Consider the following 16,075-nt stretch of genomic DNA (forward strand, 5'->3'; position numbering starts at 1 on the left):
ACCGCGGCAACAAGTACAACGAGCTGGTCTTCGATGATGCGACGGATCAGGAGCGCGTGCGCCTGAACTCGGAGCACGAGAAATCCCAGCTCAATCTGGGCTATCTGATCCATCAGCAGGGCAACACGCGTGGCAGCTTCCGTGGCACCGGTTTCGAGCTGCGCTCGGACGCTTACGGCGCCATCCGTGCGCATAAGGGGCTGCTGCTGACCAGCTGGGGGCAGATCGCCGCCAGTGGCGAACAGCTCGATCTCACCCCCGCTCAGCAGCAGTTGGCCAGCGCCTATCAGCTCTCCAATACGCTCAGCGAGAGTGCTACCAGCCATGAGGCGGAAGCACTCGCGACCCTCGATAACCTCAAGCTGGCCAGTGAAGATGCCCAGGGCCGCTATGGCGCGGAAGACAGTGGCAGTGATTTTGATGGCAGCTCCGCCTCAAGTGCCGCTGCGGGGGGCCGTGGTGAGGCTGCTCGTCTCGATGCCCCCTGGCTGCATGTCAGCTCACCGGCAGGCATCGCGCTGAGCACGCCGGAATCCACCCATCTGGCACAGGGCAAGTCACTCAGCATCACCAGCGGCGAAGACATCAATCTGGCCACCGGCCGCAGCCTGATCGCCTCGCTCTCCGAAAAGTTCTCGCTGTTCGTGCAACGTGCCGGCATCAAGCTGTTTGCTGCACGTGGCAAGGTGGAAATGCAGGCGCAGAGTGATGCGATGGAACTGACCTCCGAGAAGGACATGACCATCACCTCCACCGAAGGCACCGTCACCATCCAGGCCAAGAACGAGATTCTGCTCACCAGCGGCGGCGGCTATATCCGCCTGAGTGGCGGCAATATCGAAGTACACGGGCCGGGCAAGGTCGATGTCAAAGGTGCGCAACATAGTTTTGGCGGGCCTGCGAGTCTGGAGGGCACCATGCCTGAGTTACCCGAAGGTGGCTGCGAGACACAGATGACAGGGGCCGATGACTACAACGCCGGCGCTGTCGCGTTATGAGGAAGTTGTCATGACGCAAGTGATGAGAGACGGCACTCTCGCCGAACCTGCGACCGAGACGGTCAGCGAGCCGTTGGCAGATTTGCTGACCCGGCAGCGATTCGCCTTGCTCAATCCGCTGACGGTGGAAGAGGTGGACTGGAGCGATCTGCCATCTCAGCCATTGGAGAATCCCGCTGCCAAGATACGCTCGCATCTGATGCCGCGCCTGGTTCGGCTCCATGAACTCAACAAGGCACAACGCCTCGCGCTGATAGCGCGCATCGAGCGTTATCAAAAGCGCGGTAGTGCGTTCTTCTGTGCGCTTCTCGAGACCCAAGCCTCGGCTGAACGTGTGGCGGGGCATCTTCAAGAGCAGCTTGTCCAGCGTCGTAAAGGAGACTCCCGGCGCTGGTGGCTGCGCTTCTATGACCCACTCGTGTTTCGCCACCTGTGCTGGCAATGGCAAGACGAGCACCTGGATCGCCTTCTAGGGCCAATCTCTGCATGGTGCTGGCAGGGCGAGGGCGGTCAATGGCAGCGACGGCGCTATCAAGCAGAGACGCCTCCACGGTTCAGTTATCTGTTCCTGGAGCCGCAGCACTGGGCAAAGATTGACCGTATCACCCTGTTGAATGCCTGCCTGATGAATCTGCAAGTCTTCGCGCCACAGCAACCTCAGACGCCCGGATTGTGGCGCTGGGTCGATGAGCTGATCGTCCGCGCCAGAAACATTCCGCTGGCCAGTGATCGAGACTGCCAGCGCTACGTGGAACAGGCTGTCTGCCACCATCCCGATATTCACGCCCATCCAGAACTGCGCGCCCGTCTTGACCGCATTCGTGAGCAAGGCGGCAGCTACATCACAGCCTGCAAAGATCTCGACGCTGCCACGTTGGAACGTCTGGCAGCCGACATGAATTCCCGCATTACCTGCAAGGAGGCCCCATGAGCGCCGACGACACGACATCCATCGCCAATTGTTCATTCTGCCGTGGAGAAGGCCTGCCCATCTTGCCAGTGCGCTACGCCATCGCACGCACTGACAGCAAGATCCCTGCGCCACGCGCACCAGTCGTCAATGGCCCCTTTGGTGAAGGAGTGACAGATGTCGCGACGTTGCCCGATGGGCAGGACTACACGCTACGCTTGATGCGTGCTGGCTTCCTTTACGTTTACAACGAAGCGGCGGGGACATGGTCGGGTTATGTGGTCACAGAGAAGGGATATCTCTATGCCTACGTCAAAGAGATAGAGCATTCATTGCTGGTGGCAATGGATCCTGCAAATCCGACACAAGGTGTCAGCAATAAGCTCAAGACTCCGTCTAGTAAAGTGGAATTTTCTTGTGCTGCCAATAACTCCGCACATCAATATCCAGGGCGCTGTATTACCATACCGGATGCTGCCAACGCCGATAATATCTATCTTGCTTTTTCTGATACTGCCTGGACAAACCGGGTCTGGCATGAACATGCAACCAATGAAGTGGTAGAGGGTACTACGGTAAAACGCCGTGACCAGATGCGAAAATTATCGCTTGCGGAATGGCGCAGCGGACAAGCCAGTCATGCTTCTTCCATTAGTACAATATCCCAATATGTTGCTGAGGCATCGATTGAGGAACTAACAAATAAACAAGAACAAGACTCAACTGACGAGACTGGTCTTGAATTCAGCTTGGATCCGGTAAACGGAATGGCTGATGACGTCGATAATTTAGTGAGCTGGGCCGACAGTAAGTCTGTAGATGATGTATCTGCTGTGATGATTGCTTTAGATGACCCTGTAGGAATCACCTCAGATGTCGCAATGTTGTTGAATAATAAATTAAAAGAATTTATTAATAATCCCTCTTGGCAGTGGCCGCTGACTACTGCGGCGCAAATCAATGATATTGAAAAAGCAGTTAGAGAGCAAGCTGCAGGCCAATACATAAAGAAAATCACAGATGATAATGTAAGTAAACATTTGAATATGCTTGAAGCCCGCGCTCCTAATTACTGGAGTTATTTGGGTGAGGATGCAAAGTTACAATATATTGAAGATAAGAAAAACGAGGCCCAAGTTGAAATAACAGATGAAAAGCTTATGGAGGTAAGTAGTGAAGCATGGAATGATTATAGTAAGATGATTGGTAATGTCACCACAAAAAACGGTAATAATATATATAAGAATAAAAAATGGGAGGAAGAAGTTTATAAGGTAAAGTTAGATAAACACAACAATGATGTTATGGATCCACTTGCTGATGCATATTTAAACTGGGTTGCTTCAAGTTCTTTTCTGGAAAAGTTGAATTCAAGTCATGATGACTCAAGTATAGAGTGTGGAGTAGCTTTCTCTACTACTGTCATGAAATGTCTACTTGATACCCAGCAGTATTCAAAAATACATGATAAATTTACGTATTTACTAAGCCAAAAGGAGATAACCAGTGATAATTGGCTGCTTAGAGCTTTAGTTTTAAATAATAAGGATTTGAAAGAAATAGTACATAGTGCGCTTAAAGAAGGTATGGATGCTGAAGATACAGTAAGTCTTCCATGGTCAGGGCTTATATCAGCTTATCAAGCATTAATGGAGAGTAATCCAGGCTATAAAGATTCATTAGGTTATCTTTTGGCTATGGTCGCTTCTCCTTATGTGAAGGCGCTGAGGAATGTTAGTGATAAAAAAAGACTTCCTAGTTTCGCAGTATTAGGAATGTTAGCTGAACGGCAAATAGTTAAGGTTACTGTCAACGGTACATTGAAAGATTTATTGCCTGCTATTAGAAATGGTATGGAACAGGCTAACCCTCAATTCAAAAATGTAAATCCCGATATTTTTGATAGATATATTGAAGTGGCAACAAGGCAATCAAAGAGAGCTAGTGTTGCAAAGGGAAAGGGGTTATTTGAGCATACAGTAATATATGATCATTTGATGCTGGTTGAAAATGTTTCCGATGCAACTACTAGCAAGTCATTGCTAAAGCTAGCAGATAATGCTATTTATACTCAGTCACAAATAAGTAAAATGAGTGCCTCGCAACTTAGTGGCACCCTTTGGTCAAAATTAAGTGATCGTAGTAATAGTTTAGGTGTCGTTTCGCTTATTATCGGTTCTTTAACATTTCTTGCTCAAAACAAGACACTAAAAGATTCTGCAAGTGATAAAGAATCCTATCTATTGAACGCTAAATTGGGTGCAATAGCATCAGGTACTCTCGGTGGTGCTGCGGATATTCTTCATAGTAGCATGCAAAAGAAAGCGATAACACTAAACAGAATGCAACAGTGGAGTGCTAGTTCGTTTAATAAGGTGCTTAGTTTCTTTGGGAAGCTATTTGGCTGGACGGCCGCTATAGTATTTAGTGCTTTGGATTTCATTTCTGCCATTGATGCATATAAACAAGGTAAATATTGGACTACTGCAGCCTTTTTGTTATCAGGCGTGCTGGGAATGTCATCCTATGTTTTGGTGGTCAGTACGTCAACAGCAACTTCAACATTATTAGGTGTTACATTAACTCTAACTGGTTGGGGGTTGATTCTAGCTGCGGGTGCTATTTTTATAAATATACTTATTTCAATGTTTTCAACAAATAAATTGCAGGATTGGCTGGGCGATAGTTATTTTGGTGATAATGCCGACGGGTTTAATAGTCTAGAGTCACAAAATTCAGTATTAAATACTATTTTCTCGGAGTAAATATGGATTTCAAAGGTTTGACTGAAGGTAAATTGCTAAAATATCCTGTTAATAGAAAACTAACTGAGGATGAAAAACTTAAACAATTAAATCCTAAGTGTAAAATGCAATGTCTGCCGAAAGATCTTTTTTCGGTTGTCAAAATGAATAATAGATATTTGGAAGTAGTGGATCGTTGGTATTCTCATAAAGGACATTCGTTAATATATGCTTTCGGGATGTTGGTTCTATTTTTTTTTACATCAATTGCATTGTTATTAGCTACTATTAATAAAGAAGAATCTGGGGCATGGATCGTTCTTATGGGTATGTTGGTGATTCTATCGCCGCTCGGTTATATTGGATATAAATACTTAAGGTTGGAATCTTTTCAAAAAACGTACTATCCAGTCAGGTTTGACCGAGTGGAGCATAAAGTGTATGCAATTTTACCTAGAGGTAAATTCGTAAGCGAAAACTGGGATGACTTGTTTATTTATATCGAGGCTAACAACATACCCTTTTCTAGCGAAGATTATTATGAAATAAAAGCACATGTGTTGGGTGAAGATAAAGAGACTGTTCTAGAAACATTCTCTTTAGGTTATCCCGCCTGGGGTGATGAAAATGATGCATATGCAATTTGGGAGTTTATCAGGAAATACATGGAGGAGCCTGCAGGGTATAAGGAGAATTCGAAACTTATAGATATATGCATGCCGATAGATAATAAAAGAGAGGGTTTTTTATTTTGTATCTTCAGAGCAATGCTTTTGACATCCATTAACCCTGTGCTGCAATTTATAACTTCTCCTTTCATGGCAGTTCTGGCTTGGTGTCGTCTCTTCGCGGTGTATACAAGTAAAACACCCGAATGGCCCTCATATGTTAAAGAGAAATACGAAAATGTGAGTTTAGATAAGTTTAGTAGAGGTTATGAAAATAATGTCCAATTGAGTTTTTTTGAGGGTACTTGGCCTATCATATGTTTTGTTGTAGGCAGCATTATATCAAGCGCCTTGATTTATATTGGGTGCTATAGTTTAGTGGGGTTGTTATAAGCTATGTTCAGTTCCGGTGATGGCGTTATCGTGCTCGGTGATAGCACGACTCATGGCGGTAAGGTGGTGTCTGCCCAGTCCAACTATCTGCTGGAGGGCAAGCCGGTGGCAGTGGTGGGGGACATGGTGACGTGCCCCAAGGATGGCCACAGCACCTGCAGCATCATCGAGGGGCATCCCACTATCAGCTTGAATGGCAAGCCGGTAGCGTTTCATGGCTGCCATACGGCATGTGGGGCGGCGCTGATTTCTGCCGCGAGTGGCAAGCACGGCTTGGGGTGAGGGCGTGAGCTTGCCCATGTGGTATCCGTATTCGATGATCCCGTAGCCTTGGCTGCGGGATTTTTCGTTCTGGATCTGCATAAGTGCCGCGGTCTCATGTTTCAGGCGGCGCATTGCTGTGGCGGGGGCTGCATTCACGTTCAAGGTTTCATTGAAAGTCTTTCTCTGCGCCGCGGGTTTTTCAGCCAGGCAGCGAAAGATAGTGTCAGTCACTTCCCGAGACAGACCTGCTGCCACGTGACGCAGCGGGTCTTGCCGTTGGGCCGATGACAACCACTGACTATAAGGGGCATCTCCATGCTCACCTTGATCGTGAAATTTGACGTCAAGCCCGAACAACTCGATACCTTCAAGCAGGCCTTGGCTGACAACAAGCTGGGCTCAGCGGCTGAACCGGGGATGCTGGAAATGCGTTTCTTCGCGGCCAAGGATTCTCCCACCACCATTTTCGCCTATGAGCGCTGGGCAAGCACCGAAGCGCATCAGGCACATGTGAACCAGCCCTACGCGCAAGCCCTGCTGAAACTGGCTGACACGGCGTTGGCATCGCCATTCGAGGTGATGCCCTTGAATGATACTGACCCGGCGCCATTGCATGAGGCGCACCCCAGGCACGTGCAGCCGGAAGATGAGGTATTCAGTATCTTCTTCATCTTCAAGATCAAGGAAGAATATCGCGCTCGGTTGCTGCAACAATTCACCACGCATGTGGCAAAGACGCGCAGTGAGGAGCCGGGCAATCTCGTGTTTGATCTGTATACCATCGAAGGCCAGGACGACACGCTGGTGATATACGAGCATTGGCGTACGGAACCAGACCTGTGGGACATTCATTTCCAGCAGCCCTATGCCATCGAGACAGGCAAGCTGTTGGAGCAGGCCATGGTTGGTGATATGCAGCAGTACCTGAACATCGTCAGCGAGTTCTGAGCTGACTGGCAGGACCTGCGCTCTCTACATCTCCATCTTGAAGACAAGGCGCAGCCATCTCAGGCTGCGCCTTGTCTGTTTTAGTAGTTTCCAGTCGACATGAGCGTCAGCGTGCCATCCAGCCGCCATCGACCGTCAGAACGGTGCCATGCACATAGTTCGAAGCAGATGATGCGAGGAATACTACCGGGCCCTTGAAGTCGTCTGGTGATCCCCAGCGCCCGGCGGGGATGCGCGCGAGGATATCGCGGGAGCGCTGTGCATCCTGTCGCAGGGCTTCGGTATTGTCGGTAGCGATATAGCCCGGTGCGATGGCGTTGACGTTGACGCCATGAGCGGCCCACTCATTGGCGAAAGCCTTGGTGAGCTGAGCGATGCCGCCTTTGCTGGCCGCGTAGCCCGGCACGGTGATGCCGCCCTGGAAGGAGAGCAGTGAGGCGGTGAAGATGATCTTGCCGCTGCCGCGCGCGACCATCTGTTTGCCGATCTCGCGGGTCAGGATGAACGGGGCGGAGAGGTTGGTATCAATGACGCGATCCCATTGCGCGTCCGTGTGCTCGGTGGCCGGGGCGCGCTCGATGGTGCCGGCGTTGTTGATCAGGATATCCACCCGAGTCGAACTCAACTGCGCAGCCAGCTGCTGGATGGCGCTGCGGTCGGAAACGTCGCATGCGATGCCCTGGAAGGTGCGCCCCAGGGCGCGGATACGTTCACCTACATCACCACCATCGGCGGTCATGCTGGCACTGATGGCAATGATATCGGTGCCGGCCTCGGCGAGGGCGATCGCCATGGCGGCCCCGATACCGCGACTGGCACCGGTCACCACGGCGGTCTGATGACTGAGGTCGAAGGGTTTGACGTCATGCATGTCGCGGCTCCCATATCAGTAAAGTCTCACGCAAGCCTACTGCAGAAAGAGGGCGACCACGAATGCCCGCGGGGGAGCGCTTGCTAGGCGAGCCAGAAAGCCGTGAGGCCAAGCTATGCCCGATCAGTGCGAGCCTTGCGAATGTGATAGCGTCTTGGCAAATCCAACTCCTCGGCGGCCCGATGCCCCCAGTACGCCGCAGCTGAAGCCTGGTAACGCACTCTGGCTGGTGACCTTGCCTGATGATGGCTCGCGCTGGTGTCTTCCGCGATCACCTGTCCGCTGCCTGGGGACGAGCTGTGCTGACGGCATTCCGTCAGAAAGCGCCTCATCCTTGCCGTCACGTGGGAGCCAGTCTCTGCGAGCTGATGGCGTTTTTCTCGTACAAGGAAGAAGACATGCGTAATCATAATCGCCGCCTGGCTAGCCGCTCACGTCACAGTGTTCAGGCGATGACCCTTGCCTGGGGAATCCTGAACGCAATGCGTGTCTCATGAGCTCATTGGCTTTGGGACTCATCCTGATCTCGGTCTGTCTGCATGCCGGCTGGAATCTGCTGGGCAAGGGCCGAGCGCCGTCGCTGGCTTTCTTCATGCTGGCCATGGGCAGTGGGGCGTTGATCTTTGCACCGTTGCTGGCACTGGGGCCGGCGTTCAACGAGCTGCCGGATGAGTTCTGGGGTTGGCTGGTGGCCACGGGGCTGTGTCAGGCGCTCTACATGGGCGGGCTCGCCTGGGCGTATGCGCGCGGCGAGGTCAGTGTGCTATATCCCATCGCGCGTGCCTTGCCCGTAGTGCTGGTGCCGCTGGTCTCCTTGAGCCTGCTGGATAGCCAGGCGCTGACAGTGTCGGATTTCACCGGCATGGGGCTGATCGTGCTCGGTGCGCTCATGTTGCCCTTGAGCAATCCGCAGGGCTTGCGAGCGAGAACCTATCTGACCCCCGCGCTGGGGTTCGCGTTGCTGGCAGCGCTGGGGACCACTGGCTATTCGCTGATCGACAAGCAGGCGCTCGACATCATGCTGAGTGTCGGCTATTCGCCGACGTCTGCAGGCGCTGTCTTTCTGGTGTTGCAGGCCATGATGACGGTCGCCTGGGGCGCACCTCTGGTGATGCTGTTACCGACTGAGCGTCGTCGCCTGCCGATGCTGTGGCAGGGCGAGCGGGGCAGCATGTTGCTGACCGGCGTGATGGTGATGGCGACCTATGGGCTGGTATTGATCGCCATGACGCTGACGGAAGAGGTCAGCCTTGTGGTCGCCATGCGTCAGTTGTCGATCCCGCTTGGGGTGGTGCTCGGCGTGGTCTGGTTGCGCGAGCGTTCGGCCATGGTCAAGTGGGTCGGCATCGGCGTCATGCTGGCAGGGTTGTGGACCGTCGCGCTGGTGTGAGGAAAGGCGTGGCATGAGGCACAAAAAAAGCGAGACAGGCGGTGGCCTGTCTCGCTTTTTGTCTTTCTGCTGACGCCTGTGGGGGATGGCAGTCTTGCCTTCCCCCACAGGCCTGTTCACTTCGCGTGAAGCTTACTTGGCGTCTGCCACCAGCATTTCCAGCGTGGCGCGGGCACCGTTGTCGTGCAGGCTCTTCAGGGCCTTGAGGTAGGCATCGCGGAAGCGCGGCTGATCGACCAGATCACCGAACAGTTCACGGTTGTCCAGGAAGGCGGTCGGCTCTTCGCGCTGACGGCTGGCGCGTTCCATCAGCTCGTCCTTCAGCGGGTCGACCACGTCGATGGTCTCGCCTTGCTCGTCGACGCCTTCGGCATAACGTGCCCAGCTGGCCACGACAGCCGCGGTACGACGCAGTTCACCGTCGTTTTTGAGCTGTGCGTGGGCCACCGGGATCAGGAACTTCGGAATGCGGTCGGAGGTCTCGGCGCACAGGCGCGCGAGGGTGTCTTTCACTTCCGGGTTGGCGAAACGCTCGATCAGCGTCTGGCAGTGGGCATCGAGATCGATACCCGGCAGCTGGGCCAGCGTCGGGCGAGCTTCCTCGTTCATGTAGCCGAGCAGGAAGTCGACGATCAGCGGGTCGTTGCAGGCTTCGTGGGCGTAGCGATAGCCGGCCAGATAGCCGAAGTAGCACAGTGCCTGGTGACCGGCGTTGAGCAGACGCAGCTTCATCAGCTCATAGGGCTCGACGTCTTCCACCGGCTGCACGCCGGCATCTTCAAAGGCCGGGCGGCCATTGGCGAAGTGGTCTTCCAGCACCCACTGGGTGAAGGGCTCGCAGACCACCGGCCAGGCGTCTTCCACGCCGAAGCGTGAGGACAGCTCTTCGATGTCATCCGGGGTGGTCACCGGCGTGATGCGGTCGACCATGGAGTTGGGGAAGGGCACTTCGGCTTCGATCCAGGCGGCCAGTTCGGCATCGCGTGCACGCGCGTAGGCGGTGAACATCTTGTGGGCGACGTTGCCGTTGCCTTCGATGTTGTCACAGGACATCACGGTGAACGGGGCGACGCCGCGCTCGCGACGACGTGCCAGGGCTTCGGTGATCAGGCCAAAGCTGGTCTTGGCCTCACCCGGGTTGGCCAGGTCGTGCTGGACGTCGGCGTTCTCGAGATTGAATTCGCCGCTGACCGGGTGGAAGTTGTAGCCACCTTCGGTGACGGTCAGCGAGACGATGCGGATCGCCGGGTCGGCCATCAGCTCGATCACGGCATCCGGGGAGTCCGGTGCAAAGCGATAATCGATGATGGAGCCCACCACGCGCGGCTCGTAGTTGCCGTCCGGGTGCTTGAGCACGACGGTGTAGAGGTGGTCCTGAGAGGACAGGGCTTCCTGCATGCGGCGATCGCCCGGCATCACGCCGACACCGACGATGCCCCAGTCCAGTGCCTTGCCCTGGTTCATCAGCTCGTCGAGGTACATGGCCTGGTGTGCACGATGGAAGCCGCCCACGCCGAAGTGGACGATGCCGGCGCTGACCGCAGCACGATCGTAGTTCGGGGTGGCAACCTTGGCGTCCAGCTGAGTCAGACTGGCATTGGAGAGACGAGTCATGGGGGGAGGTCTCCTGCCGCATATCGCGGTCGGGTCAAGATGGGTAAAGAAAGGGTAGGTCGTAACGGCCAGCGGCGAAGGTTGCCCTCGTGAGTCAGGCTACCTTCGCCGCGGACCAGGCAGGGGACTTGCGTGTCCCCTGCCGACTCAGCCAGCGGTGGCCGCTTGCTTCGGGGACTGCTTGTTGAACAGCGCCTTGCTGCGCTGCAGTTCCCAGTACGCGAAGATGAAGTAGATGATCGTCGACCAGATGGTCACGTCATAGAACAGCTCGCGGTTCGCTTCGTAGCTTGCCAGGTCCGGGCTGCCGAACAGCACGCGCAGCGCCAGCACCAGAGGAATGACGAGACCGATCACCATCCAGATGGCTCGGATGACCTTGGTCAGACCTGATGTGTCCTTGACCGGGGCATGATTGGTCGTGTCGGCCTGCTTGGCGTGGAAGGCATCGACTCGCTCCTGGAAGTGCTTTTCGGTGGCTTCCGCTTCCGGATAGGACTCAGCGGCGCCGGCGGACTTGGCCATCAGGGTGTAGAGAATGATGGAGACGAACCAGGTCGGCAGGAACAGATAATAGAACGGGATCACGTCGACCATCTCGAGACCGAAGCCGAAGATCAGAGACAGCGCCCAGGTCGCCAGCGCCGGCGTGTTGTGCTTCACCCCCTTGTAGCGCGCCCAGTAACGGCTGAAGCCGAGTTTCGGGAACAGGTGATGCTCAGCGAAGATGATCCCGCCGACCGGCACCAGTACCAGACCGGCGTAGGTCAGCAGCGGCAGCATGCTGCGATAGACGAACGGGAAGCAGCTGAGTACCGCAACGCAGATACCCACGGCCAGCGTCGCCTTGTTGCGCGACAGGTTCGGCATGGCCGACTGTGCGGCAAGGCCCGCGCGATACAGGTTGGCGTTGGCGGTGGTCCAGCCAGCGACGACCACGATCACGAAGCCGGCGGCGCCAAGGGCGTGCAGTGCCACTTCACCCGGCTCCAGCACATCGATGCTGATACCCGCGACGGCAGCGGTAGCGGCGCCCATCAGGCCGGCGGAGATCCAGGCGACGTAGTGGCCGAACATCATGCCGGTGCTGGTCGCAAGGCCGGAGCGCATGCGCTTGGCATAACGCAGCAGCGCCATGTCGATCAGACCGAAGTGGGAGAAGGTGTTGGCCGCCCAGGAGAAGCCGATGACTTCCCAGATACCGATGCCTGCCTCGCCCTGGGAATTGATCCCGGTGAAGACGGTACTGCCAGCGACATCAATGAAACTCGAGAAACTGTCCAGGCTGGTGTTGCCGGTGACGGACTCGGCCAGTTCCGGCAGCAGCACCAGGCCGCCGACGGTGAACATCAGCATCAGCCAGGGAGCGCAGATGCTGGCAAATTCCGTCAGGGCATTGAAGCCATAGACGGCAACCAGTACTACGATGGCGGCAACGGCCAGCGCCAGCAGGATGAACTCGAAGCTGGTGGGGTAGGCCTGGGTCTGGGCGGGTATGTCGAACAACAGCCTGACCGCCGTGGCGGAAACGGTGATCATGGCCGCCGAGATGGCGGTGAATATGATCACGTTGGCCCAGTTGTACAGCCGAGACATCGAATCACCGGCGATGCGGTGGAGATAGGTGAAGAGGCTGAGGCGAGTCTCGATGGCGATCGGTGTGGTGATCAACCAGAAACTGAGTACCGCCAGACCATTACCGATCAGCAGGCCCAGCAGGATATCCCAGATACCGGCACCGAGTGCCACGAAGGTGGCACCGATGACGAACTCGGTCGCGGCAACGTGCTCGGCGGCATAGAGACCGGCAAAGTGCGGCCACCGGTGCAGTTTGTGACGTGGTACCGGCAGTAGCTCGTCGTCCATATGGGCGATCTGCCGATCCAAATCTGGCGCAGTACTGGCCATGATTGGCTCCTGTTTTTTTACGGCTTGTCTTGCTGCTCCTACCCGAGGTGTCACGCAGCCGCCTTGGCGTTCCTATCGGCGATGACAGGGGTAGATCGTCTTTTATCGATCAAATGACTCAGGTGTGGTGCAAATGATCGATGAATGGTCATCAAAACGCAAAGCCCGCGTGCTTGAACTTTGGGCTATGTCCTCGGGTGATCTCGGAGATTATGGTCTCGATGAGGCTGAAGGCCGCATGAAACGTGGGGTTACGGGGAAATGTCGGCGTTCAATGACACGATTCAGCAAAGTGGATTTTTCCGTTCTTACGCTCTGTCCGGCGATGGAAACCTGGTGTCCTGGCGAAACCTGCCTATAGAGAAGGTGATGAAAGACCGAGTCGAGCATGGTTTGGGTGAACCAATGTGGTGCATGACTCGCTACCGATTTCCTGACAGGTACTCGCGCACTGAGGAGGCAATGGGGGAGGCAATGGAGGAGCGAGCGAAGTGCGCAAGGCAGGCATGGCGGTACCGTGACCGCTCAACGAGAGAGATGGTGCAAGGCAGCAGGGTGTTGGGTAGAAGCGACATCAACTTCGGCGCCAGGCGACGGAATATGCACGAAATAACGACAAAGATCGCGAAAATTGAGACATCTTGCGGCCTCCTCGGGATGTCGATAAGGTTATGCAACACTGTTTCCTAATCAGGAAATGCCCTTATTGACACCCGGCGCCGACAGGGCGGCGGGGCATTGCGAGGAGGCCAGCCATGCGAACACGCACACTGACCATTCTGATGATGATCGTTTCCCTGATGGGCGCTCCCCTGGCGCAGGCCGGGCCGCATGACCGTGGCCATGGTCATGGTCATCACGACAAGCACCATCACAAGAAGCACTACAAGAAACACCACAAGCATCAAGAACGCCGCCACGAGGCGCGCCGTGATCATCATTGGCGTCGTGGCGACCACCTGCCGCGTCACTATTATTCCGATCAGCGTTATTGGGTAAAGGACTGGCATCACCGTCACCTGTCCAAGCCGCCGCGCGGACATCGGTGGTTGAACATCGATGGGCGTTATGTGCTGGCAGCTGTGGCGGGTGGCGCGATCACTGCGATCATCCTCAATCGCTGATCACTTGGATCGTTGTTCTCGGCTGCTCAAGCCAGCTTCAAGAAAAGGGCCTCTCATGAGGCCCTTTTTGCATGCGCCGTTTGCCGGCAGTGGCTTCAGGCGTAGGCGCTGCATACCCAGGTCATGGTCGCCGGGGTGTCGCCGTTGTAGGTGATGGCGTGTCCGAGGGTGCTGTCGAAGGCCAGGCTATCGCCGACCTTGAGATGGATGGGGTCGTAAAGCTCGGTCCAGACGGTCACCTCGCCGCTGGTCACGATGATCTGTTCCTGGCCGGAATGTTTTTGCAGGCCGCCGAACTCCTCGAGACTGCGATTGAGCACGGTGGTTTCCAATACCATGTATTCCTTGGACGCCACGTTGTTGCAAAGCGGTCGATAGCGGTAGTTGGGCGTCTCGATGACTTCTCCCTCCTGCGCTCGCGTCAAGGCGAGCCAACCCCGAAATGACGTGTCCTCCGTGTGATAGAACAGCTCGCTGACATCCACGTTCAGGCCCTTGGCGAGATTCACGATCGCCTCGAAGGTCGGTGAGATGCGTCCATTCTCGATTCTCGACACGCTGGCCGCCGAGATGCCCGACGCGCTGGCCACGGCCGCGATGGTCAGCCCCTTCTCCTTGCGTAGTGCCTTGAGATTGTCACCAATGGCGCCTGCCTTGCGTTCTCGGTGCTTCAGGGCGATCGGCGTTTCCTGGTGAGATGTCATGTCAGCGTGCTCCATCGTGATCGTCTGCAATTGTCGGGTCCCTGAGCGTTGTCAGTGCGCAGCGCCTGTCGGCTGAAAAGCGCTTGCCACCGCGTGCCGAGTCATGGGGAAGCGGCGTGCTCGTAGGTCTTGATAGGGTTCATTTAGAGCTTCCTCGTGCAAAATGTCGAGCCAATATTCACATTTGACGCAATGTTGCGTATATGCAACTCTGGTTCCTGAAGTGAAATTGCTGGTGGTGGATCTGCTCGCCTTCGTGGACGTCATGTCGCGCCCGGTGGAGGTCTTCCAGCGCGAGAATGTGTGATCGCGGGCATCGTGAGATGGGGGATGCCCGTACTGCGGTGCAAGACGCTCAGAGACGGAATCACCTTCGACTGGAACAATACGAGGAAAACAAGAATGCATAGCCTCACGAAAAATGTGCTCGGCATGGGCATCGCAGCCGGTCTGCTGGTCACCTCGACCACCCAGGCCGCTGATATCGAGTGGAAGATGGCAACCCCCTGGGGGGGCGGCCCCTGGCTTGAGCGAGATGCCAAGACGTTTGCCGATTATGCCAATGAGCTGACCAATGGTGACGTGAGCATTCAGGTGTTCCCGGGCGGTACGCTGGGTGGCGCGCTGCGCGTGACCAATACCGTGAAGTCCGGTGTCGCGCAGGTCAGCCACAATTACATCAACTATGACTACGGGACTGACCCGACGGCGGCGCTGTTGGCTGGGCACTCCAGTGGCCTGACGCCGGAAGAGTTCATGTTGTGGATGTACGAGGGTGGCGGTGTCGAGCTCTATGAAGCGTTCCGTCGTGAAGTCTTCGGAGTCGTGGCCTTCCCGTGCTCCACCCTGGGCACCGAGATATTCCTGCACTCAAGCAAGAAGGTACAGACGCTGGAAGACTTCCAGGGACTGAGACTGAGAACATCCGGTGCTTGGGCGGAAATCGCCTCGCGCCTGGGGGCCTCTACCGTGGTGATGGCGGGCAGTGACATCTACACGGCGCTGGATCGTGGCGTCATCGATGCCGCGGAGTGGGGCAGCCCGGAGCTCAACAAGCCGACCGGCTTCCAGGACGTGGCGCAGTACGTCATCCTGCCCGGCGTCCACCAGTCCGGTGGCATCCTCGAGTGCGAAGTGAATGTCGATGCATGGGATGGCCTGAGCGAAGCCCAGCAGAGTCAGTTGCGTCTTGCCGGCAAGTTGAGCGTGTTCGAATCCTGGCTCGACAGCTCCTATGCCGACCTCAAGGCCTTCAAGGAGCTGGAAGAGGGGCCCAATGAGATCGTGCAGCTGGATCAATCCTTCATCGATGCCATCTACGAAGAGACACGTGCCTGGGAAGATGAGAAGGCGGGTGAGAACGAGTGGTTCGCGCGCGTGCTCGAGTCACAACGCGCCTTCAAGGACAGCATGACCACCTGGCAGGATTACCGTCTGCCGATCGGGGAAATGGGGCGCTGACCCCCGCAGGAACTGACGTTTCCGGCACAGGCAAGGCCCTTGCCTGTGCTTCCCCCTGACTGTCATTCGGTAGGTTGT

The 16,075-nt window shown here is 55.5% G+C and carries 13 protein-coding genes; 9 read left to right on the forward strand and 4 right to left on the reverse strand.

The features are described from left to right. The 6 genes from OW493_RS10730 to OW493_RS10755 form a co-directional block, all read left to right on the forward strand. Nucleotides 1-998, forward strand: a 998-nt coding sequence (locus tag OW493_RS10730) for a type VI secretion system Vgr family protein (protein WP_289864114.1), incomplete at its 5' end; no start/stop codon positions are given. 10 nt (nucleotides 999-1,008) lie between these two features. Continuing rightward, nucleotides 1,009-1,929 (forward strand): DUF4123 domain-containing protein, encoded by a 921-nt coding sequence (locus OW493_RS10735; protein ID WP_289864116.1) that lies wholly within the window; start codon nucleotides 1,009-1,011, stop codon nucleotides 1,927-1,929. Beyond that, a complete protein-coding gene (locus OW493_RS10740; protein WP_289864117.1) occupies nucleotides 1,926-4,673 on the forward strand; it encodes a T6SS effector BTH_I2691 family protein in 2,748 nt (915 codons plus the stop codon). The genes OW493_RS10735 and OW493_RS10740 overlap by 4 nt, the downstream gene beginning before the upstream one ends. A 2-nt stretch (nucleotides 4,674-4,675) precedes the next feature. Continuing rightward, on the forward strand, nucleotides 4,676-5,713 hold the full coding sequence (locus tag OW493_RS10745) for a DUF6708 domain-containing protein (protein WP_289864119.1): 1,038 nt from the start codon (nucleotides 4,676-4,678) through the stop codon (nucleotides 5,711-5,713). Nucleotides 5,714-5,716: 3 nt separating this feature from the next. Beyond that, the gene (locus tag OW493_RS10750; protein WP_077377206.1) at nucleotides 5,717-5,995 is read left to right on the forward strand and encodes a PAAR domain-containing protein; all 279 of its coding nucleotides are present in this window, start codon (nucleotides 5,717-5,719) and stop codon (nucleotides 5,993-5,995) included. 297 nt (nucleotides 5,996-6,292) lie between these two features. Next, nucleotides 6,293-6,925 (forward strand): antibiotic biosynthesis monooxygenase, encoded by a 633-nt coding sequence (locus tag OW493_RS10755; protein WP_289864122.1) that lies wholly within the window; start codon nucleotides 6,293-6,295, stop codon nucleotides 6,923-6,925. Between the two features lie 106 nt (nucleotides 6,926-7,031). On the opposite strand, the gene OW493_RS10760 is transcribed toward OW493_RS10755, so the two are convergent. Then, nucleotides 7,032-7,796 (reverse strand): SDR family NAD(P)-dependent oxidoreductase, encoded by a 765-nt coding sequence (locus OW493_RS10760; RefSeq protein WP_289864123.1) that lies wholly within the window; start codon nucleotides 7,794-7,796, stop codon nucleotides 7,032-7,034. A 493-nt stretch (nucleotides 7,797-8,289) separates the two neighbouring features. Between OW493_RS10760 and OW493_RS10765 the strand changes: the two genes are divergently transcribed. Further along, a complete protein-coding gene (locus tag OW493_RS10765) occupies nucleotides 8,290-9,186 on the forward strand; it encodes a drug/metabolite transporter (protein WP_289864125.1) in 897 nt (298 codons plus the stop codon). A 132-nt stretch (nucleotides 9,187-9,318) separates the two neighbouring features. Here the strand turns inward: OW493_RS10765 and OW493_RS10770 are convergent, their stop codons facing one another. Beyond that, the gene (locus OW493_RS10770) at nucleotides 9,319-10,800 is read right to left on the reverse strand and encodes a mannitol dehydrogenase family protein (RefSeq protein ID WP_289864126.1); all 1,482 of its coding nucleotides are present in this window, start codon (nucleotides 10,798-10,800) and stop codon (nucleotides 9,319-9,321) included. A 147-nt stretch (nucleotides 10,801-10,947) separates the two neighbouring features. Then, entirely contained in the window at nucleotides 10,948-12,708 is a 1,761-nt protein-coding gene (locus OW493_RS10775) for a hypothetical protein (RefSeq protein ID WP_084208867.1), read from the reverse strand. Nucleotides 12,709-13,463: 755 nt separating this feature from the next. Between OW493_RS10775 and OW493_RS10780 the strand changes: the two genes are divergently transcribed. Beyond that, nucleotides 13,464-13,832, forward strand: coding sequence for an RcnB family protein (locus OW493_RS10780; protein ID WP_191236867.1), 369 nt, complete (start codon nucleotides 13,464-13,466; stop codon nucleotides 13,830-13,832). 95 nt (nucleotides 13,833-13,927) lie between these two features. Here OW493_RS10780 and OW493_RS10785 read toward each other — a convergent pair whose 3' ends face one another. Next, nucleotides 13,928-14,536, reverse strand: coding sequence for an XRE family transcriptional regulator (locus OW493_RS10785; RefSeq protein ID WP_289864131.1), 609 nt, complete (start codon nucleotides 14,534-14,536; stop codon nucleotides 13,928-13,930). A gap of 402 nt (nucleotides 14,537-14,938) precedes the next feature. Between OW493_RS10785 and OW493_RS10790 the strand changes: the two genes are divergently transcribed. Further along, nucleotides 14,939-15,997: a C4-dicarboxylate ABC transporter substrate-binding protein gene (locus OW493_RS10790; protein ID WP_191236868.1), complete on the forward strand. Its 1,059-nt coding sequence runs from the start codon at nucleotides 14,939-14,941 to the stop codon at nucleotides 15,995-15,997. Nucleotides 15,998-16,075: the final 78 nt, after the last annotated feature.

Source organism: Cobetia sp. 14N.309.X.WAT.E.A4 (assembly GCF_030397495.1).
GTDB classification, from domain to species: domain Bacteria; phylum Pseudomonadota; class Gammaproteobacteria; order Pseudomonadales; family Halomonadaceae; genus Cobetia; species Cobetia marina.